At 60.3% G+C, this 20,964-nt stretch carries 23 protein-coding genes and 1 pseudogene; all 24 read right to left on the bottom strand.

The window, feature by feature from the left end; all coding sequences use genetic code 11:
- Positions 1-116 precede the first annotated feature (116 nt).
- Entirely contained in the window at positions 117-1,625 is a 1,509-nt protein-coding gene (locus C5P05_RS15370; protein WP_114970723.1) for a thymidine phosphorylase family protein, read from the bottom strand.
- Positions 1,626-1,717: 92 nt separating this feature from the next.
- Positions 1,718-1,945: pseudogene (locus tag C5P05_RS15365) on the bottom strand (MBL fold metallo-hydrolase); the annotation flags it as partial.
- Between the two features lie 15 nt (positions 1,946-1,960).
- Positions 1,961-2,185, bottom strand: coding sequence for an SHOCT domain-containing protein (locus C5P05_RS15360; RefSeq protein WP_232834510.1), 225 nt, complete (start codon positions 2,183-2,185; stop codon positions 1,961-1,963).
- 260 nt (positions 2,186-2,445) lie between these two features.
- Positions 2,446-2,901 (bottom strand): DUF302 domain-containing protein, encoded by a 456-nt coding sequence (locus C5P05_RS15355; protein ID WP_114970721.1) that lies wholly within the window; start codon positions 2,899-2,901, stop codon positions 2,446-2,448.
- A gap of 90 nt (positions 2,902-2,991) precedes the next feature.
- A complete protein-coding gene (locus C5P05_RS15350) occupies positions 2,992-3,423 on the bottom strand; it encodes a hypothetical protein (RefSeq protein ID WP_114970720.1) in 432 nt (143 codons plus the stop codon).
- Positions 3,424-3,566: 143 nt separating this feature from the next.
- Positions 3,567-3,770, bottom strand: a complete 204-nt coding sequence (locus tag C5P05_RS15345; protein ID WP_114970719.1) for a hypothetical protein — start codon at positions 3,768-3,770, stop codon at positions 3,567-3,569.
- A gap of 159 nt (positions 3,771-3,929) precedes the next feature.
- On the bottom strand, positions 3,930-4,427 hold the full coding sequence (locus C5P05_RS15340; RefSeq protein WP_114970718.1) for a TPM domain-containing protein: 498 nt from the start codon (positions 4,425-4,427) through the stop codon (positions 3,930-3,932).
- A gap of 2 nt (positions 4,428-4,429) precedes the next feature.
- Positions 4,430-5,284 carry a TPM domain-containing protein gene (locus tag C5P05_RS15335; RefSeq protein ID WP_114970773.1) on the bottom strand — a complete coding sequence of 285 codons (855 nt, stop codon included), beginning with the start codon at positions 5,282-5,284 and terminating at the stop codon, positions 4,430-4,432.
- Positions 5,285-5,289: 5 nt separating this feature from the next.
- Positions 5,290-5,928 (bottom strand): LemA family protein, encoded by a 639-nt coding sequence (locus C5P05_RS15330; RefSeq protein WP_198674735.1) that lies wholly within the window; start codon positions 5,926-5,928, stop codon positions 5,290-5,292.
- Between the two features lie 73 nt (positions 5,929-6,001).
- Entirely contained in the window at positions 6,002-7,297 is a 1,296-nt protein-coding gene (locus tag C5P05_RS15325) for an MFS transporter (protein WP_198674739.1), read from the bottom strand.
- A 60-nt stretch (positions 7,298-7,357) separates the two neighbouring features.
- Positions 7,358-8,425 (bottom strand): cytochrome D1 domain-containing protein, encoded by a 1,068-nt coding sequence (locus C5P05_RS15320; RefSeq protein WP_114970716.1) that lies wholly within the window; start codon positions 8,423-8,425, stop codon positions 7,358-7,360.
- A gap of 12 nt (positions 8,426-8,437) precedes the next feature.
- Positions 8,438-9,148, bottom strand: coding sequence for a DUF6629 family protein (locus C5P05_RS15315; protein WP_232834509.1), 711 nt, complete (start codon positions 9,146-9,148; stop codon positions 8,438-8,440).
- Between the two features lie 165 nt (positions 9,149-9,313).
- Complete coding sequence (locus C5P05_RS15310; RefSeq protein WP_114970715.1) at positions 9,314-10,468, bottom strand: NAD(P)/FAD-dependent oxidoreductase; 1,155 nt, start codon at positions 10,466-10,468, stop codon at positions 9,314-9,316.
- Between the two features lie 184 nt (positions 10,469-10,652).
- Positions 10,653-11,054: a DUF5676 family membrane protein gene (locus C5P05_RS15300; protein ID WP_232834518.1), complete on the bottom strand. Its 402-nt coding sequence runs from the start codon at positions 11,052-11,054 to the stop codon at positions 10,653-10,655.
- A gap of 194 nt (positions 11,055-11,248) precedes the next feature.
- Positions 11,249-12,949 (bottom strand): DUF3141 domain-containing protein, encoded by a 1,701-nt coding sequence (locus tag C5P05_RS15290; RefSeq protein WP_232834508.1) that lies wholly within the window; start codon positions 12,947-12,949, stop codon positions 11,249-11,251.
- A gap of 1 nt (position 12,950) precedes the next feature.
- The gene (locus tag C5P05_RS15285) at positions 12,951-15,422 is read right to left on the bottom strand and encodes a heavy metal translocating P-type ATPase (protein ID WP_114970711.1); all 2,472 of its coding nucleotides are present in this window, start codon (positions 15,420-15,422) and stop codon (positions 12,951-12,953) included.
- 22 nt (positions 15,423-15,444) lie between these two features.
- A complete protein-coding gene (gene ppk2 / locus C5P05_RS15280; RefSeq protein WP_420130756.1) occupies positions 15,445-16,314 on the bottom strand; it encodes a polyphosphate kinase 2 in 870 nt (289 codons plus the stop codon).
- Positions 16,311-16,988 carry a methyltransferase family protein gene (locus tag C5P05_RS15275; RefSeq protein WP_114970709.1) on the bottom strand — a complete coding sequence of 226 codons (678 nt, stop codon included), beginning with the start codon at positions 16,986-16,988 and terminating at the stop codon, positions 16,311-16,313. The genes ppk2 and C5P05_RS15275 overlap by 4 nt, the downstream gene beginning before the upstream one ends.
- Positions 16,985-17,281, bottom strand: coding sequence for a DUF2933 domain-containing protein (locus tag C5P05_RS15270; RefSeq protein ID WP_114970708.1), 297 nt, complete (start codon positions 17,279-17,281; stop codon positions 16,985-16,987). Before C5P05_RS15270 ends, C5P05_RS15275 begins: the two co-directional genes overlap by 4 nt.
- Before the next feature lie 49 nt (positions 17,282-17,330).
- On the bottom strand, positions 17,331-19,016 hold the full coding sequence (locus C5P05_RS15265; RefSeq protein WP_232834507.1) for a multicopper oxidase family protein: 1,686 nt from the start codon (positions 19,014-19,016) through the stop codon (positions 17,331-17,333).
- A gap of 216 nt (positions 19,017-19,232) precedes the next feature.
- The gene (locus C5P05_RS15260; RefSeq protein WP_114970707.1) at positions 19,233-19,643 is read right to left on the bottom strand and encodes a hypothetical protein; all 411 of its coding nucleotides are present in this window, start codon (positions 19,641-19,643) and stop codon (positions 19,233-19,235) included.
- 111 nt (positions 19,644-19,754) lie between these two features.
- On the bottom strand, positions 19,755-19,880 hold the full coding sequence (locus C5P05_RS34505; protein ID WP_232834506.1) for a transposase: 126 nt from the start codon (positions 19,878-19,880) through the stop codon (positions 19,755-19,757).
- A gap of 86 nt (positions 19,881-19,966) precedes the next feature.
- On the bottom strand, positions 19,967-20,434 hold the full coding sequence (locus tag C5P05_RS15255; RefSeq protein WP_198674734.1) for a hypothetical protein: 468 nt from the start codon (positions 20,432-20,434) through the stop codon (positions 19,967-19,969).
- Between the two features lie 48 nt (positions 20,435-20,482).
- On the bottom strand, positions 20,483-20,964 hold a 482-nt coding region (locus C5P05_RS15250; protein ID WP_198674733.1), incomplete at its 5' end, for an efflux RND transporter permease subunit.

Genomic DNA, 20,964 nt, shown 5'->3' with positions numbered 1-20,964 from the left:
CATGCGGAAAATTGTCCGAACTGCTTTCTGGTTCTGGTTGACATATATCAACCGCACGAGCGACTTCAGCCGGCCAGCTGGGCCAACCAGCGGCGTCCTCAATGTTGGGTCCGGTTTCATGGCGTCACCTTGTCGGCCAACGTGATGACCGGGTGTGTGGCGAGGTAGTGCTTTGCATAGGCGAGTTCCCCGGGCGCCTCGGCGTGCAACGTGAACAAGGGCATGCCACGCTGGACGTCATCACCCAGCTGCACGTGCAGTTCGAGGCCAGCCGTCAGAGCAACAGGCGCCCCGGCGAGTTTGGCAAGCTGCGCGAGCCGGCGGCTGTCGATGCCACAGACGTAGCCAGCGCGCTCGGCTGTCACTGGTTCACGCAAAGGGGCGACGCCGGGCTCGCGCAGTCCCCCCTGCGCCTCGCAGATGGCCTGAAACTTGACCCATGCCGCACCGCTGTCGAGCAGTCGCCAGGCCTCCGACCTGCCAGTGCCAGGAATGCTGTGACTACAGAATTCCAGCAGTTCGCCGGCCAGCACCAGCGCACGCATGCGCAGATCCACCGGCGCCGCCGCCGCGCCGCGCAATACCGCCAGCACGTCGTGCGCTTCCAGCGCCGGGCCGACGCCGCGTCCCACCGGCTGGGAGCCGTGCGTGCGCAGCACCCGCAATTGCAGCCCATGCGCAGCCGCCACCTGTTCCAGCAAGGCCTGCAGGCGCTGGGCGGCTTCCTCGCTGCGCACCTTGGCGGTCGGACCGACCGGCATATCGATCAAGGCATGGGTTGCTCCGGCGGCGATCTTCTTCGACAGCACGGAGGCGACGAGCTGGGCATCGCTGTCGAGGTTGAGCGGGCGCTCGACGCGGATCAGCACGTCGTCGGCCGGACTCAAAGCCAGCGCTCCGCCCCAGACCAGGCAGCCGCCCTCGCGCTCGACGACGCGCCGCATCGCCGGCAGGTCGAGATCAACGCGGGTCAGCGTCTCCATCACGTCGGCCGTTCCCGCGGGCGAGGTGATGGCGCGCGACGAGGTCTTGGGCATCGTCAGTCCAGCCGCCGCCGCGATCGCGACCACGATTGGGCTCGTGCGGTTGCCCGGCAAGCCGCCGACGCAATGCTTGTCTGCGATCGGCGTGCGTCCCCAGTCGATGCGCTCGCCCACGTCGACCATCGCCCGCGTTAGATCGATCGTCTCCTGCAGGTCTATGCGGCCGCCGGCGCAGGCGCTCAGGAAGGCCGCGATGTGCAGGTCAGAGTAGCGGCCCGCAGCCACGTCGCCGACGATGGAGTCGAACGCCGGCGCATCGAGCCGATGGCCATAAATCTTGGAGCGCATCGCGCTCAGCGAGTCGAGCGTCGGCGCGTGCGCCACGCTGATGGTGTCGCCTGACACAGCGTCCAGGGCCCGCCACGCGCTGGTCGACAGACTGGCCTCGCCGGATGCCAGCAATTCGGAGTGCACCACGTTGAGCGTCGCGATGATGCGCTGTTCACGCAGACCCACCTCCACGCGTGTCCGGGCCTCGAAACCTTCGGCGCGGCAGACGTGGCAGTCGCGACGCATATAAATCACATACTCCTGCTGTGTGTCGATGCCCAGCGGCCGCAGGCGCAGTCCGTGCGTATTCATGGCCGGATCTCCTCGGTTTGACCCAGGCGGGGGACGGTTGCGATCCAGCCGCGCTCGCGCTCGATGCGTTGCCGCAGCGCGCGCTTGGCGTCGTCCTCGGTGTATAGCGGCAAGGCGCCCGAGTGATCGAGGTGGCCGTGCGTCAGCACGACGGCGTCGAGCCGCTTGGGATCTAAGGGAAAAGGCGCCCAGTTCATCAGCCGCAGGTTCTTGTAGCCCTGAAACAACCCGCAATCGACGAGCATTTGCTTGCCCTCGTTCGTAGCGAGAGTCTTTAAGCCAGTGACGGTGCCGGCAGCACCGAGGAATGTGAGGTTCATAAACTCGATCCTCCGTCATGGGGTATCTCGGTCCAGCACTGCCTTGCGTTGCGCGTACTCTTCCGTGCTGATTTCGCCGTTGGCCAGGCGACGGCGCAGCACCTGGTGGGGCGTCTCGCGCGGTTGGCCCCGGCGTCCTCGATAGGTCCCCCACCCCCGAAAGGAGACCAACGCGATCACCAGGACAATCCAGAATATCCACCACAGGGCGTGCATGCCCATCATGTCACCGTAGAACATAGAGGCTCCTTTGTATTGCCACAGGCTCAGCCTGCGGTTGCACCGTGACCCATGCGGGGGAAGAACCTGGGCATGCGCTGGACGTAGCTCTCACAGGCGTGGTGGTCGCTTCAGGACTGGACCATTGCCACCAATGACGCTGTCGCCCGCACGAGCCCGGCGACAGCAACCCAGCCCGCGAACAACCAGCGCTTACCCATCATGCAGCCTCTTCTGTAAACCATGGTGCTCTCCTGTGAAATAGGAACTTCTGCTGCGAATCAGTCCGCGGCCACAACGGCGCACACACGCTGCAGCCGCTCGCGCGCCTCCCGCGCCACCTGCGCCACCTCGGGGTTATCGGTCATTTGCAGCATCGCCATCGGGTCGATGAAACCAACCGTCACCTGCCCGTCGGCGTCCTGGCGTACCGCAACATTGCAGGGCAGCAGCAGGCCAATGTCGGGCTCGGCGGTCAGCGCGCGGTGCGCCAGCGGGGGGTTGCAGGCGCCTAGAATGCGGTGCGCTGGAACGTCGATGCCCAACTTGTTCTTCATCGTTGCCTGCACATCGATCTCGGTCAAGATGCCGAAACCCTCCGCCTTCAGTGCGGTACTCGCGCGCTCGACAGCGGCGGCGAAGTCGGTCTTGCCGAGATGGGCGTGAAATCCGTATCGCCGGGATGCCGGCGTTACGCCGCTTTCAGGCGGCGTTGATGTTTGGTCGCTAGGGGTCATGGTCATTTCCTTCCAGAATTGTTAAGTGTCCGAGCTGCCTCGCGCAGGGCAGCTCACATGGTCGGTCTCAGCGTCAGGCCGGGCGACGCGTCATTTGGCTGGGGCAGCCGGCATTTGGTCCATCATCATTTTCATCATCATCTGCATCATCTCCATGCGTTTTTCCATCATCTGCTGGCGCGCGCCCATGTCACCAGTCATGCCTTGCATACCCTGCATGCCTTTCATGTCGCCCATGCCACCGCTGGACATTCCGCCCATCATTGCCATGCCGTCCTGCATGGTTTTCATGTGTTCGGCCATTAGCTTGCTGCGCTCTTCCGGGGTCTTGGCGCTCATCATTTTTTCGTGCATGTCGCGCATGGTCTTCATTTGCGCGTCCATCCTGCCCATGGAGTCGGGTGTGGCCATGCTGTTCGCAGCTGCAGAGCCCATGGGCATCGCCGGGGCAGTGTTGCAGGCGACCAGGGCGCTGGCGGCGGTGAGAGCAGCGGCAAGTGGAATGAATCGAAAATAGGTCATGAGAAACTCCTTGGTGGTTTAAGTAACATTGAAAACAGCGAGGGGGACTCGATGTACAAGCGGCGCTTGTTGGGTGTCGCGCTTGCACAGGCAAGCACGCTTAAGGGCGGACGCGCCTGGCGTGTCAAATTTTTTGATTTTGATCATTTACCGCCCCGCTTGACGATCCAGGCCACGAGGACAACAAGCACGACGACAAGCAAGATTGGCATCCATATTCCGCCATAGCCACCCATCCAACCTGAGCCCCACAGGCCATCATTCATCATGTTTCCGTTCTGCGCGAATGAGACGCCGGTGGTCAAAAGGGAGGTCGTACCCACAGCCACAGCAAGCAAGTTTTTCATAAATTTTCTCCAGTAAAAAATGAAACCAATCTAGACAACTCTTCTGCCGATGTCTGTGCGGCGTCACACGTAATACCGATCGGCTGCAGCGAGCCCGACCCAGAGGTCGCCGAGTGCTTTCTTGAGCAGTTGCGTACAGTTGTTTCATCGTTGCTTGCCTCAGAGCAGCACCGGCTTGTCGGGCAGTTCATTCCCGTTGTGGCCATAAGCGGGGAAATGCGCAACCAGATGTTGCGTCACAGCCTGCACCCCGCTGAGCACGCCGCCTTCATAGTTTGATTGCCTGAAGGCCGTTTCCATTTGTTGGCAAATCTTGTTCCATTCCTGAGAGCTCACCTTGGCATCAATCCCGCGATCGGCAACGATCTCCACTGCCCGATCAGCGAGCAGCACGTAAATCAGCAAACCATTGTTGTATTGGGTGTCCCATACGCGCAGTTTCGAAAAGACTTCGATTGCGCGTTCTCTGGCCGACTGCCCCTCGAACAGCGGCACGCCGTCCAAGGCGCCCTCTACCGCGAAACGGATTTCCCCGACATGGGCGGTCTCGCTGGCTTTGATTGCTTTCTCGATCGTGATCAATGTGCTGCGGGGAAAGGCCCGTCTAACTTGTCTGCGGGTCGCCAGCAAATGCGTCACTATGCGTTTGATATTCATATTTACCACCTTCCCGACGCACCGCCGCCACCGAAGCCGCCACCGCCACCCCTGAATCCACCCCCGCCAGAACCCCCTCGGCCACCTCCGCCGTAGTGACCGCCGAGTCCATGCCTGCCCATTCCGCCACCCAGCAAGGTGACAAATAACGCCATCACGCCAGCAAGCAAGGCCACAGATACGGCGCCAGCCACAAACCAGGCAAGCACCGCGACGCCTCCGCCCGTAACCAGCGCGCCAGGCACTCGGCCTAAGGCGGCACGCAGAACACCTCCCACCACGAGGGCAAGAATGAAGACAATGGGCGCGTATTGCTGAATGTCCCCGAGACTTCCCGCAGGCTGCTTGCTAGGCTCCGGCAAGGGTTCACCATCAATGACGCGAATGATTTGCCCAACCCCGGCCGTGATACCACCATAGAAGTCTTGGCTCTTGAATCGCGGCAGGATGATCTCGCTGATGATGCGTTTGCTGGTGAGATCGTTGAGCGCCCCTTCGAGGCCATAACCCACTTCAATTCGCATCGTACGGTCATCCTTGGCGACGACCAGGATGGCCCCGTCATCAACCTTCTTTCGTCCGAGCTTCCATTGCTCGGCAACACGCAAGGCGTATTGCTCTATTGCTTCCGGGGCTGTCGAAGCCAGCACCAGGACAGCCAGCTGACTGCCTTTCCTGGCTTCAAAGGCTGTCAAGGTTTGCTCCAGGGATGCCTTCTGCTCTGTGGTGAGGGTGTTGGTCTGGTCGGTGACGTGCCCCGTCACGGGCGGCACCGGAACCTGCGCTGCGGCAACGAGAGTCCAGCAAAGCGTGACTGCCAGCAGTAACGCTCTGGTCGCCCCTCTTGCGGTACTCAGGGTGATCACTTGGCCGCTCCTGAAGCAGCGCCTTTGGACTGGACCGGTGCGGTGTCAAAACTGACACTCGGTGGCCTGGAGATTTCCTTTTCGTTCTCGACTGCGAAGTTGGGCTTTTGCTGGTAGCCGAGAGCCATCGCCGTCAAATTGGAAGGAAAGGACCGCACCGTCACGTTGTAGTCCTGCACCGACTTGATGTAGCGGTTGCGCGCAACCGTAATGCGGTTCTCCGTCCCCTCCAGTTGCGCCTGCAGGTCCCGAAAACCCTGGTTGGCACGAAGGTTCGGATAGTTCTCTGAAACAGCCATCAGCCTCGACAACGCCCCGGTCAATTCGCCCTGCGCTTGCTGGAATCTTTGAAATGCCGCAGGGTCGTTGATCAATTCCGGTGTGGCCTGGATGGAGGTGGCCTTTGAGCGCGCTTCGATCACCTTGGTGAGCGTGTCCTGCTCGAACTTAGCCTCGCCCTTGACCGTATTGACGAGATTGGGGACCAGGTCAGCACGCCGCTGGTACTGGTTGACGACCTCCGACCAACTCGCCTTGATTTGCTCGTCCGTGGTTTGGAATGTGTTGTAGCCGCAGCCGCTGAGGCTTAACACCAACGCCGCTGTCAGGACTGTCAATAATTTGCGCAATTTCATTTCTCCAAAAAAGTTAAGTTCGACCGTTATGTTGTTGACCCTATTTCGCTATCGCAATTCACGCACTTCCGTGCTAAAAGCGTGAACCTCCGGCTGGTCGGCGGATGGATTCAGCGGGGATGACCGGCCACCAGCCCGGTCGGGCCAGCAACAGAATCAACATCGCCACCAGAGGAAGTGTCAGCCAGCCAAAGCTGCGCTGTGCAAGGGCACCGAAAAGCCACCCGCCGACGGACGATCCGAGCGTCTGGCCGAGGCCGGCTGCTGCGGCCAGCCCACCCATCGTGACGCCGAGCGTCTGGCGCGTGGCGCCGGCGGCCAGGTAGGCAATGACCGGCAGCACCAGGCCCGTGCCGGCAGAAGTAAGACTGACGCCCAGGTACATCCAGGCATCGGAGCGATGCTGGACCAGCACAGCCAGCCCGACCATCGCCAGAATCAGCCCTGCGCCCAGGAGCTTGCGCGTTGAAGTCTTTTCCAGCAGCGACGTGAAAAAGAGAAGCGCGTTGACGCCCAGCATCACGAGGCTGCACTCGGCGAACATGAGTGCGATCTCGCGCGAGGACAGGCTGGCGTGTTGCTGCCCCTGCAGCACGATGCCCAACTCGAAGCCCGCCAGGACAAACATTACGGCGCCGCTGAGGCACCACAGCGCAGTGGTGCGACCTTCGGTGGAGGTCACCGGATGGTTCTGGGCGGCTGCCTCAGGGACGCGTGACGCTGGCAGTGTCGCTGCCAGTCCCAGCATCATCACCGCGCCGAGCAGCGCAGACAGAACAATCACAAGCTGTGCCGAGCGCGCGGAGGAAGCGGTGCCTTCGCCGGCCCATAGCCCGACCCAATCTGCCACAGCGCCCAGCCCAGGGCCGAACAGGAATCCGAGCAGCGACATGGCGCTCAGCCAGGCGAAGCGCCGCGCGCGCTGCTCGTCGGGGGTGTAATCGGCGACCAGCGCTGAAACCACAGGGACGACTGCCGCCACGAAGAAGCCGGTCGTCCCGCGTAGCGCATAGATTCCCCACAAACCGGCCAATGCCGGAACGAGCATAAGCAGCAGGCTGGCGACGTAGCCGACCAACCCGATGATCAGGACTCGTCCAGGTCCGGTACGATCCGCGACGACGCCCCACAAGGGCGCCCCTACCAGCACACCGGCAGAATACACGCCGCTGAGGAAGCCGATGTGACGAGCGACTTCGGAGGCCGTTGCGCCGGGCATCATCGAGGTCAACCAGGCGGGCAGCAGAGGCAGCAGTGCGCCATAACCGGCAGAGACAACAAAGATGGCCCCCGCCAGCCAAGCCAATTGCACAGGCCGCAGTCTGGCAGGCTCAGCCGGCAGCGTGACGGAGGATGTGTGGGCAGTCATTGTGTTCATGAAGCGTGACGCCATGCGCGGGGGCGCCCATCCGCCGCAAGTTGTAAAGCATCATGGCGTTACGCTGACGCCATTGGGTCCGCGGCCGACCGGCACCGTGGCGATGACCTTGCGCTCGACCACATCGAGAACGGAGACAGTATTCGCGTAGGTATTGGTCACGAAGGCATGGCGTCCTTCACGATCGATCACCACACCGTGAGCCCCTCGCCCGGTCTCGATCGTCGCCACCGCCTTGAAGGTCCCGAGGTCAATGATGCTGACGGTGTTGCCGGGCTTCTTCCGCGTCCCCTGGTTGGCGACCAGAAGCAACCGGCTGTCGGGCGTGGCGTACAGCTGGATCGGCACCGTGCCGACGGACACCTTGCGCATCACCTTGCGGCTCGCCGCATCGATCACCGCGACCTGGTTCTCGTCTGACAGCGACACGAAGCCCAGCCGACCATCGGGCGTGAAGCCGACCTGCGCCGGACCCTTGCCGACTGCGATCTTGGCGATCTGCTTTCTTGTCTGGGTGTCGATCACCGAGACCGTACCCCCTTTGAGGTTGGCGACCCACGCCTGCTTTCCGTCCGGACTGATCCGTATGCCGTGGGGGGAGGCACCGACCGGGATCGTTTCGACGACCCGTAGCGCCGAGGTGTCCACCACGCTGACGGTGTTCTCGCCGCCGTTGGTGACGTAGGCGTAGCGGCCGTCCGGCGCCACGACGACGTGGGCGGGATGCATGCCGACCGGCACTTTGGCGACCACGGCGTCGGAGGCGGTATCGATGGCCCACGCTGCCCCGGCGCCAGCCATCGCTCCGTGCGCGGACTTCGGCATACCCTCGTGCGGCGTCTTCTCGGCCGCCTGGGCAGGATCGCCGTTGTTGGTGACCCATACCAACTTGCCATCCGGCGCGACCTGGACGTTGTGCGGGCCCTGACCAACCGGGATGCTGCCGATCTTCTTGAAGGTCGTCGCGTCGATGACGCTGATGGTGCTCGCCTCTTCATCGGCGACGTAGACCTTCCCCGCGGCGGCAAAGGCTGACCCTGCGGCAATCAAGACGACCGCTGACAGCGATGCGATGCGCGCGCCGAAGATGAATGACCTTGCCGTGTCTCGTGTGTCCATTGTTGATTCCTCCTATGAATGATGATCAGGCAAACTGCTCTTGGTTGACCGTTCCAACATGCTGATTCCAAGTCTGTGGCGCGGCCCGCTGCGTTCGGCCGGGCGCGACGCAATGTGAAGGTAGACGACTGCGCTCAACAGCGCGGCGAAGAAACACCACACCGAAATGAACCAGGTCGCATAGAAGAAGTAAGCCGCGGCAAAGGACAACAGCGCCAGCACACCAAAAACCTTCACCATTCGGTGCGTCGACAGAATCGGGCTGACGGTGGTCGACATCAGATACAGCGTCATCGTGGTCGCGGCAAAGAAGTGCGGCGAGACGTATTCGATGTGCTGGCCGATTGGCCGCGAGACGACCGGGAAGGCCACCAGAAAGTACAGCAGGTACACGCCCACTGCGAGACCCGTCGCGACGAACACGAGCAACGCTGGGCGACGCCGCGCTGGCGGCTCGATCAGCAGCACCGCCACGGGCACATAGACCGGCCACAGCACATGGGAGAAGAAGGAGTACACATGCGTCATCACCGCATTGAGCAGTGGCGCTTCATAGCTAAAGGTCAGCCAGATCACGCCTTCGCTTAGTTGCTGGATTGCGAACAGCAGCGGGATCGCGGCGAACGGCAGTTCGCGCGGCCGACGCGACGACTTTAGCGTCAACGTGCCGAGCCCGAGCAAGAAGGCACCTGCCGAGAAGCTGACTGTGGCGGAGAAGCACATTCAGTTTATTCCTTCCACGTGGACGTTTTGGCCGACGTCGAGGTCGCCCCGTGGCAGTGGGACAAATCGCGCTTCCGTCTGGCGCTTGGACGCGAGCATTTGGTAAATGCCCGAACGACAGGAACAGATCCGCTCATATTTTTCCCTTTTTCACAATACATCAGGTCAGCCACCACAACCCTTCTGAGCGTCGGCAAGGTGATGGTTACCGTGACGACACCAGACGCAGGTGCAATTGATGTGGTCGCAGCTCTCATCCTGGCGCCGGGAGCTGTAGCGGGTGCGCGCCCATGGCAGGAGCAGGCGCTTGATCGGCCATGGTTGATAGAGTCTTTGGAGGACACGATGCGCATCCCAGCGTTGCGCCTGGTTTCTCCGCAAAATCCAGCGGTAGCCGCGGTTGCCCAATAAGCCGAAGAGCGCCCGATTGACCATTGAATTCCACATTGGCGGCTCCAGCTCCAGCCGCCAAAACATGTCGTAGTATTTGCCTTCCAGCAGGCTGCGCGCCGCCAGCACCCCGGAGTGGATGGCATAGCGCATGCCGAAACCCCATAGAAAATCCTGGAAACCGGCTGCCTCCCCCACGACCGGATGCCCGCCTGTGACCGCGCGCGCCGGCATATGAAAGTTGCCCACACCGCCATGGAGACGTGGATTCAACATTTCCAACCCCACCAACCGCTGGAAAGCAGCCACAGTGCGCTGGACATACAGGTGCTCCTGTTTGAAGCCGGAGAACATGCAGCTTTTAACGGTGCCCCGCCCGTTCATGATCAGCAAATAAGCATACCCTTGAGGCGCAAGTTCATCATCAAGAATCACCCAGACGCCGTCGTCCATGGGGGTCTCGAAGTGGTAGCCCACGGCGATGGCGTCCGCCGCCTTGGGGCCGGCCGCAAGAATCCCGGCGCCCTCCAGACGATCAAGCCGGCTGTTGAAACGCACCTCGACCCCCAGCCCACGCGCCTGCTCCAGCAAGGCGGTGTCCAGCGTTCCGGGTCCCGGCCCGCGCTCCACCAGATAAAAAAACGTTTTGTTGCTCTCGATTTCGTAGCGATTACCCCAGGCATCGAAGACCTCAGCACGACTGCAGGCTTTGGCGGTGAACGCCGTGCCAATGCCCGCCTCGCGCAACTGATCAAGCACGTCGTGCTGCGTGCTCCAGTTTTCCAGACCCTGGAAGTCGCCACCGAAACGGTGGCCGACTTCGCCCTGCAACTCGTGAACCAGCACGCGGCGGCCTGCCCTGGCCAGGGTGATGGCGGCCGCGAGTCCCGCAGGACCCGCGCCCCCGATCTGGATGAGATCAGTCAGCATTCGTCACTCATTTTCTGTTCCCCTCCCCGTCTATCACTGTCCATCAGTTACATATGCCCGTCGCAGCACGAGTGGTCGGCTGGCGCAGCACCGCTCGTGTACTTTTGCGGTTCAGCGACAAACGATTTATGGCAGATATCCAAGCAGAAGTAGTACACCCGTCCGCCATGTTCTGCTTTGGCGGCTATGGCTGGCCGTTATCCCAGCGCCGCTGGAGAAAGTTGTAAATCGGCACATACACCAGCCCGGCATACGCGCCATACAGGAAGCTTTCGACCAGCCCCAGCAGGAATCCCCACCAGGTGAGCCACTTGAACGCCGGCAGCAACTGCTCAAGAAGCGCATGCATGTGCAGTGCCTGTGGCGTGGCCAGACCGTAGAACACGCATACGACAAACGTGAGCGCGCTCCACAAGCCCAACGACCAGGAAACAACTTTGATATTCAGCATGACCGCCCCCTTCTCAGGGTTGATGACCTTGCGGCCGATTCTTGCCAGCTTGTTCTGCGTCTGTCGGGGACTTGTTTTCATCACCGTGGCGACCACCATGGCCACCATGGCCACCATGGCCACCATGACCACCATGTCCAAACAGATGCATCCCGATGAATGCCCCGAGTACCAGTATCCACACCCAGTTTTGCACCAACCAGTCCATATTCACCTCCTGCATGAGATTTGTTTAACAGCCTGCATCGCGATTCCGAAAACAGGCCAGAGCCGGTTTTTAAAGAGCCATAACATCGTAGGTTCCTCGCAGTTTGACTTCATAAAGAAAGCTATACAGTCCCTGTTCGCGCCGTGCCGTACAGCATGGAAAAAAGCTGCTCGCTGGCGCTGTCCCGAATGTTCCGGTAGCTGTCGAGCGTTTTTGAAATCGAGACGCTGACTTCACCTTCCATGGCAACAAACGGGTTGGCTTCATCAGCCGGCATGCGCGTCTTCGCGACGAAAGGGGCCAGCATTTTCAGCGGCAGCATCCAGGGATTGAGCTTTTCGGAGAACATCGTCTGGCTGATGCGCATCGGGTGCAGCCATTTCAGCATTTCCGCACTCAAGGGATTGGCGAACGCGGTAATCCATGGGCTGATCGTATTTTTGTAGAGCAGTTCGTTCCATTCCGACACGACCTGCACTTTTTCAAACGATTGCTCCGGGTACGCAGAGTGAATCTGTTCGACCTGGCGTTCTTCGAAACGCACGGTGTACTGCGGCTTGCGGCAATCGGGATCGCCGGTCGGGTTGCTGATTTTCATCTCGTACAAACCGGGTTTGAGCGCGTCGAGTTCGCCGAGGCTTTCCAGAATCGCGCGGTGCTCAAGCTTCGCCACACTGGCCGACACAAATATGCCCAGGTGACCGACATGCGTGTTGAGGAGATAAACAATGCGTTGCCCCGCCTTCTTTAGATCGTCGGTGCTCGGGTAGACCGTCGGAATCCAGTTGAGCGCCTGCTGCGGCGGCGTAATGTTGTCGCCGCTGGACGCAAAGATCACCAGCGGGTTGCGAATGCGCTTCAGGTCGACGTAGCAGCAGTCGCAAATCTTCATCGTCCCGCGCTCCAGCTTGTTGCCGATGAACAGGTTTTCGACGATCGACAGAATCTCTTCGCGACTCAGGAAGTGATAGCCAGTCCACCAGCGCTCGAATTCCAGGAAGCGCTCGCGCCCGGTATCGATGTGCGCGAAAACATCATAGTTTTTGTCCCACAACGTGTTGGCCGGATTCAGGTTTTCAAAGTTTTGCACCAGCCAGGCGCCGTCGAGCCGGCCGTTACCGAGGTCCGCCAGCCCGTGCACAAGCCAGCTGCCACCCATCAAACCACCGGCAAGCCGCATCGGATTGACATCCGACGCGCCCGCCCAATACGAGAGCGGGGAACCGTTGAGCACCGTCGCTCCGCTCAAGCCTTCGCAACCGGCCGCCAGCAGGGTCACGGCCCAGCCCGCCTGGCAGTTGCCATAGAGTACCGGCGCCTGTCCATTGTGCCGACGGCTCACTTCCTCGACAAAGCGGCGCAGTGCGTGCAACACATCGGCCAGCGTCTGGTTCGGACTTGGCAATGGAAAGAAAATGACGAAGTAGGTCGCATGCCCTTCGTGCAGCGCCATGCCCACTTCGGAGTCGCGCTTGAATCCGCCGAGTCCCGGGCCATGTCCGGCACGCGGATCGACAATGATGACGGGGGGCTTTCTGTCATCGACGCAATCTTCGACGTGGTCTTCATGACAGCGCGTGATACGCAGCAGCGCGTAATTGGCCGGGCGCTCGAAGTGCCTCGCGTCGAGAATCGTTTCATATTCGAAGTCGAGCGGCGCAGGCATGCCTGCTTCCTCGTGCGCCAGCATGTTGTTGGCCCGTTCACGCAGCATATCGAGGAACAGCACGCTGCGCTGCCAGCGATCTGTCTGGTAACGATATGCCTGCTCGATCAACGACGGCGCCGACGCGCTCGCCGATACCGCTGCTGCAGTGTGCATCCTATCGTTCACGCCATACTCCCGATGAAACCGGCGCATCAGTTGCCGGTGCACTGTGTAAGCGCGCACTCTTGATGCCGGCGAGCTTGGTGCGCTTGAGCATCAGCGCGTTAATCGCCACGACGGCCGAACTGCCCGACATCGACAGCGCCGCGATCTCCGGAGACAACGTGAACGGATAGAACACGCCTGCCGCCAGCGGGAAGGCGATGACGTTGTAGCCCACCGCCCACCACAGGTTCTGGTGCATCTTGCGCAGCGTGGCGCGCGACAGCTCGATGGCTCCGACCACGTCGTACGGGTCGCTCTTCATCAGCACGACCTGGGCGCTTTCCATCGCCACGTCGGTGCCCGCACCGATGGCAAATCCCACGTCGGCCTGGGTCAGGGCCGGGGCATCGTTGATGCCGTCGCCGACCATGCCGACCTTATGGCCCTGGGCCTGCAACTCCTTGATCTTGGAGGCCTTCTGGCCAGGCAGCACATCGGCCAGCACGATGTCGATGCCGAGTTCCTTGCCGATGCGCTCCGCCGTGGCCTGGTTATCTCCGGTAATCATCGCCACCTTGACGCCGCGTTCTTGCAGTTTGGCGATCGTCGCCTTCGACGTGGGGCGCACCGCGTCGGCGATGGCGATCAGGCCGATGAGCTTGCCCGCGCGGGCGACATACACGACGGTGCGGCCGCCGCCCTGGAGCCGGGTGGCTTCGGAGGCCAGCGCCTCCCAGGCGACATCCTCGGACTCCATCAGCTTGCGGTTACCAAGCAGCACCATTTCGCCGTTGATCGCTGCTCGAGCACCCTGGCCATCAATGTTGGTAAACCCCGTCGCGACCTCGGTCGGCGTGGTGCCCGCCCGCTTGAGCACCGCCAGCGCCAGCGGATGCTCGGAGAACTTCTCCACCGCCGCTGCCGTGGCCAGCAACTGCGCTTCGCTGACACCGGGCGCGGTGACCATCTCCACGACGTCGGGCTGCCCGAGCGTGAGCGTCCCCGTCTTGTCAAAGACGATGACGGTCAGCTTGGTGGCGTTCTCCAGTGCTGCGGCGTTCTTGAACAGGATGCCGTTCATCGCCCCGAGTCCGGTGCCGACCATGATGGCCATCGGCGTGGCCAGGCCGAGCGCGTCGGGGCAGGCGATCACAAACACCGTGATCGTCAGCGTCAGCGCAAACAGCAGCGGCTGGCCCATGAGCCAGAACCACACGCCGAAAGTGAGCAGGCCAATGGCAATGGCGGCCAGCACCAGCCACTGCGAGGCTTGGTCGGCCAGCAACTGGCCCGGTGCCTTGGAGTTCTGCGCTTCCTGAACCAGTTTGACGATCTGCGCCAGCGCCGTATCGGCACCGACCTTGGTGGCCTTGTAGCGGAAGCTGCCGCTCTTGTTGATCGTGGCACCGATGACGGCATCGCCAACGACCTTCTTGACCGGCATGGATTCGCCGGTCAGCATGGACTCATCGACCTGCGAGCCGCCCTCAAGAATCTCGCCGTCAACCGGAATCTTGTCACCCGGCTTGATAACGACCGTCTCACCAGCCAAGACCTCGGCGGTCGGCACCTTGGTTTCGACGCCGCCGCGTAGCACCGTAGCCATGGGCGGGGCCAGGTCCATCAAGGAGCGGATCGCGTCCGAGGCACCGGCGCGCGCCCGCATCTCCAGCCAATGCCCGAGCAAGATGAAGACCAGCAGCACCGCCGCAGCTTCATAAAACACCTCGCCCTCATAAAGGAAAGTGGCCCCAACGCTGAAGACGTAGCCCGTACCGACCGAGAGCACGACCAAAGTCGCCATGTTGGCGACCTTGTTGCGCGCAGCGCGCCAGGCAGCGATGAAGAAGGGCCAGCCCGGATAGGCGATGGCACCGGTCGCCACGATGAACAGGAACAGCTTGCGCTCAATGCCGAACGGGGTCGCGAAATCACCAAACATTTGACCCATTGGTGAGTACAGGAATACGGGAATTGCGAACAGCAGGGCCATGAAAAAACGGTTGCGCATGTCGGTGGCCATGTCTTCCATCGACATGCCGGGTGCATGTCCCATGTCGTGCATCATGTCGGCCTTCCCGTCGGCCGACGAATCGCCGTGTCCACGGTGCGAGACGTGGTCGCCATGACCTGCCAGAGCATCTTTCACGGGAGCTCGCGCCTTTGCCCCCGAATCGACCCCGGTGCTTTGGCCACCTGCGCCGCCATCCATTGCATGACCGGCGTGGCCCGCGTGGGCATGCCCGGAATCGCAGACATTCGCAGGTACCAGTTCACCGCTGCAGTGGTAACCGCAGTCGATCACGCGTTGCCGAATAGTTTCAAGGTCGATTCGCGATTCATCATAGTGCACGGTCGCGCTTCCGGCGACGTAGTTCACGTCGACGTGATGCACGCCCGGGAGCGTCAAGAGTTGCTTCTCGACCCCCGCCGCGCTCAGTGTGGAGACCAGCTCGCCGACCTCGATGGTGCTTGATTTCATGTGCTTCCTTGATGGAGGGGATTCAGCGTGCCAACAACCTGGCGTCGACGCAGTCCGGGGTGAACTCAAACGCGATATCCGGGTCGGGCTGGACGAGCCTCATCTTCTTGCCGGCGTAGTGCAGCCGCGACAAGATGTCGCGCATCAAATTCAGGCGCGCGAGGCGCTTGTCGTCGGCGCGCACGATGTGCCACGGTGCGATGGCGGTATGCGATCGCAGCAGCATCTCATCACGCGCGGTGGAGTATGCCTTCCAGTGCTTTACGGCAACTGCGTCTATCGGGCTGATCTTCCACTGCTTGAGTGGATCGCGCGCCCGTTCGGCCAGGCGCCGTGTCTGTTCAGACTTGCCGATATCCAGATAATATTTCAGCAGCTTGATGCCCGAGTTGACCAGCATCTCCTCGAACTTTGGCACCGACTGCATGAACTCCTCGTGTTCATCCTTGGAGCAGAAGCCCATCACATGCTCGACGCCCGCGCGGTTGTACCAACTGCGATTGAACAAAACGAATTCCTCAGCAAGGGGCAAGTGGGCGACGTAGCGCTGAAAATACCACCCACTGCGTTCCCGGTCGGAGGGTTTGCCGAGCGCAACTACGCGAGTTTCGCGGGGACTCAGGTACTCGACGATGCGCTTGATGCTGCCGTCCTTGCCAGCCGCGTCGCGGCCTTCGAGGAGAACGAGGATCCTGTCGCCACAACCTATGAAATGCCGCTGCAGCTTGACCAGCTCGACCTGAAGAATGTGAAGCTGTGCATCGTAGTCCTCGCGCGAGATTGATGCCTGCGCGGGCTCTTCGGTGACGGCAGACGCATCCGGCGAGGCGCCACCGGAAACTGCGATGTGGCTCCCCTTCTTGTGTTTTTCCTTGGAGTTCTTCTTGCTCACGGCTGGACCTTGTCGTCCACAGGACTCTTGGCTGTCGTTTGCTTTCGCCATGACGGCAGGAAGCGCGGCGTACGCGCGGCGTATGTTTCGAACTCGGCGCCGAATCGCTTGCGCATCTCGGCCTCTTCCGTGATCGCGAGCCGCGCATACATGAGCAGCAGAATCGGGAACATGATCAGGGTCAGCAGCGTCGGCCACTGCAACAAGAAACCCAGCAAGATCAGCACAAAGGCCACGTACTGTGGATGCCGAATCACGGCATAAGGCCCGGTGGTGGCCAGCGTGTGCTGCCGTTGCGCGTGGTACAGCACACGCCACGCGTTGGACAGCAGATAGAAGCCGACGGCCAGGAAGATGTAGCTGGCAATATGCAAGGCACCAAAATGCGGATCCCCTTTCTCGCCCAGCAAGGTTGACCACAGGTGTCCGGAGTCATGGGACAAAATGTCCAAACCCGGATACTTGGTCTGCAACCATCCCGACAGCACGTAGATGGTTAACGGGAATCCGTACATCTCGACAAACAGCGCGACGATGAAGGCAGCGAATGCGCCAAAGGTTCGCCAATCTCGCGCCGTTGCCGGCTTGAAAAAGCTGTAGGCGAACATGATGAAAATCGCCGAGTTGAAAAGAACCAGCAGCCATAGCCCGTAGGCCGGTGTATCGTGGTTCATGATGGACCTCCTGGCCTGGGTTGGTCTGACTTTTCGGGCCCCGCTTTGGACTCGCTATCGCCATGGTGATGGCCATGTCCACCGTGACCGTGATGCATGAAGACATGCATCAGCGGGCAGGCCAGCAGCAGTAAAAACGGCAATGCACCAAAAAAGTGGGCACGGTGCTCGGTCAGCAGAAAGTACGCGGCGACAGCGCCGAAAACCAACAGACCGATTCCATATCTGGAGCGCCAGAACGGGGCTTCAGTTGTCTGTCCGGTGGGGTGGTCGGGATCGTGGATATGGTTCATTTGAATTGCCAGAGGTTGAGGTGTTTACAACTGACGTATTGGCTGGTTCTCACGCTTGCACCCGAAAATTGATCATCATTCCGGCGTCCTCGTGTTCAAGGTTATGGCAATGGAAGAGGTAGGTCTGGCTGCCGGGGAAGTCGTGAGCAAAGTCAATCGCAATCCGCACCGTTTCGCCAGGCCACACCAGCACGGTGTCCTTCCAGCCAAGATCGCTCACTGTTCGACCCTTTCCGAAACGCGCCAAGGCTGACACTTGGGGCGGGCTGTTGAGGCGCTCAATCACTTGGAACGAAAATCCGTGCAGGTGCATCGGGTGTGGCATACCCACCTTCGGGTTGCTGATGCTCCAAATTTCGACTGCGCCCTGCTTCACATCGAACGCAATTTCGTCCATGCTGAAAGTGCGCCCGTTGATGAGGAAGTTCATGTTCTTCAGGGACAGTTTGATATTGCGCGGCGTGGCGCCTTCGAGTCGGATTGGTTTAACTTGGGACAGCCTTGTCGGCAACTTGGCGACGAGGCGTACTCCGGCTATGACCGAGAGTTTCAGAATGTTGAATTCCGCGCCCATTGCCAGCCGCGACGTGCTCTGGCCCATGTCAGGCATGCCTGGCATGCTGCTGGCGGGCCCTTCGTTTTCCATGGCATCGAACGCTAGGCTCTTGAGGAGTATGTCCGTGCCCGGCTGTCCCTGCCCAGCGTCAAACAGCACATCGAGGCGTTCTCCTGGGGCGACAAAAGCCCCGACCACCTTTTCAGGCCGCTCAATCAGGCCACCATCGGTGCCAATAACCGTGAAACTCAACGGTGTGTTTCCCTTGACGAAGGCGAGCCGGTAAATGCGGGAGTTGGATCCGTTGAGAATGCGCAAGCGATAAGTGCGTTGGGTGACGGTCTGAACGGCGTTGGGGGTCAGATTGGCGAGAACGATGTCACCCAGCCAGCCCATCATGGACTCTTGAGCGTTAGGCTGGTACAGCAGCTTTCCTTGCGCGTCGAACTGCTTGTCTTGTATGACCAGAGGCAGATCGGTTTCACCGAGCCGCAGATCCATTGCTTTGGCGAGGCTGCACTGGTCTTCGTCGTCCACCAGGAAGAAGCTCGCCAGACCTTGGTAAGCTTGCCGGGCAGTCAATCCGTGCGCGTGGGTGTGGTACCAGTAGGTCCCACCGCGATTGCGGACTTTGAAGTCGTAATCGAAACGAGCTCCAGGGGCAATGGTACTGGCAGGGTGACCATCCATGGCTGCCGGCGTATGCAGGCCATGCCAGTGAATGATAGTCGGCTCAAGCAGCTCGTTGTCGAGGCTGGCCGTAAAACGTGCGCCACTCTCAATGCGCAATATGGGATTCTGGTAAGACTTGCCAGCTTGCTCGGTCTGATACAACAAGAACGGGGATTCGCGGCCGGGCAGAATTGAGAAACTCGCCGCAGTGGCACGGATTTTCAGTGGCCCTGTGACATCCAGCACCCCGAACGGTCCGCTGGTACCCGGGATGAACAATTTTTGCTGAAAGTTTTCCGCCGTAACGGGATCGAAAGGATAGTGGCGAAATGGCTTGGTGCTGAGCTCCTTGGAATGACCCGCGCCAGAATACATCAAGGCTGCCGCACCCATAAACTCAAACAACTTTCTTCTTTTCAACATGAAAATTCCCTTTTTAGAATGCAATTTTTCGACTATGTCTATGCTCGCCATGTCCATCGTCACCTTTCCCTTCACGCCTTTCATGTCGTCTTTGTCCTCGCCACCCATGCTCCAAAGAAAGCGGCTGCGATGGCAAGGGGCAATACGATGCGACGAAGGTGTGCCACAGTGAACGCCATGCAAGAAAATAAAAGATGAAAAGGGGCGCGCTCCAGATGTCCCCAACGGGGTGTCTGAAGAAAGACACAAGACTATTCCCAAGCCGTCAGTGCGCTTGGCAACAGTCCTGACAAGAAAAGGTCAAATAGTGAGCCGCGAGAAGCGGATGGAGACGGGCGGTTCCGACCAAGTCGGACTACCCAATGCCTCCAGCGGGGAAACCCGGTCAATCGCCGGAACCAGCAAGCCCGTGAAGAAAAGCACGGGAACAAAATACAAACCTGCGGAGCCGTCAAACTGAGGCTGGACCTTGACCAAGGTGGTCTGCTCTGCTGCGCAAAAGCTCAGACATGCGACGGTGTCTGGCGACAGCGCGTGCTCATCTGCGTTTTGATAGACCTCTAAAGAAGCCGGGACTGAAAGACCATATCGCCCATGATCTTGAGTGAGCAAGCAGGCATTCGCCACACCACTTCCCAAAGTCATTAACCAAACGAACAGCATCACGATAGCGGTATACCGTGTGTGTCGAGAGTTAAAAAATGACTTCATGATTATTTGGAGACAAAGGCGCAAGCTATTCCTTAAGCATAGGACAAATTCTAGGTGCCCCGAAGACGCAGGTATTGATGTAAATCAACTACTAATATTAGTTCTATCGCCTTAGCTGCGGCGAGCCAAATTAGGAACGAATTTACGAGGCGCGTGCTGACCTTTGCGGATCATGTGCATCAACTCAATACCGGCCAATACAGCGCTGGCAAGGGCTGTGATGACTAGGTTCTTCATTGTGGTATTCCTTCAATCAGCGTGTTGCCGGCCCCGGGGCAACGAAATGGATGGGCCATTCTCGAAACAGGATTTATCCGTGACCTTCAATGGGTGTGGTCGGTATGCCCATCCTTCGCAACCGCCATCGGTGTGAAGCGCGTCTGCTCGGGCGGTTTGCCCGGCAGCGTGACGGAGACCACCACTTTCATGTCCGGCGTCGCGGTGTATTTGGCGATGCCCTTCATGCGGTTGTCACCATCGGGCTGGAGCGCGGCGCTGGCCTTCAGTTTTCCGGCCAGGATCGTTGCCGTGCCACTAGCCCCGGCCGTGGGGATTTTCTGGCCAGCATGGTCGGTCACATACACCACGACCTGGCTTTCTTTCACGTCTTTGGCGTCCTTCACCACCACCAGCTCGTAGCTATAGGATCCGGCCACACCCAACTGACCACCGTGCGCGGCCTTTAGTGTGTCGGGATGGGGCGCGTCGCTGTGCGCCAAAGCGGTCGTGGCGCCAGTTGCCAAAATCAGAGCGGTCGCCAGGATGGCGGAGATTCGTGTCATAGATGTCATGGTAGTTTCCTTTTATGTCATTGCCCCAATGGGACGGATTGATCTGAATCAATAGTTCTCGGTATCGTGTGCTTCCAGCAATTGCGCCAGCGGCTTCTCGCCCCACAACCAGAACATCAGGGGCGTGAGCAGGCTGTCGAGCAACGTGGAGCTGATCAAGCCGCCAAAAATCACCACCGCCACCGGGTGCAGCACTTCCTTGCCGGGCGCGTCCGCCGATACCAGCAAGGGCACCAAGGCAAAGGCCGCCACCAGGGCGGTCATCAGCACCGGCGTCAGGCGTTCCAGCGAGCCGCGCACGATCATCTTGCGGCCAAATTTCTCCCCCTCGAAGGCACACAGATTGATGTAGTGGCTGATTTTGAGAATGCCGTTGCGCGTGGCAATGCCGGTCAGCGTGATAAAGCCCACCAGCGCCGCCACCGACAGTGGCTGACCGGAAATCCACAGGGCGATCACGCTGCCGACCAGCGCCAGCGGAATGTTGCCCATGATGATGGCCGTGAGCACCACTGAGCGGTAACGGCTGT

The organism is Rhodoferax ferrireducens, assembly GCF_003347515.1.
GTDB lineage: Bacteria > Pseudomonadota > Gammaproteobacteria > Burkholderiales > Burkholderiaceae_C > Rhodoferax.
The sequence above is the reverse complement of the archived record's forward strand: the minus strand, read 5'-3'. Positions and strand labels throughout refer to the sequence as shown.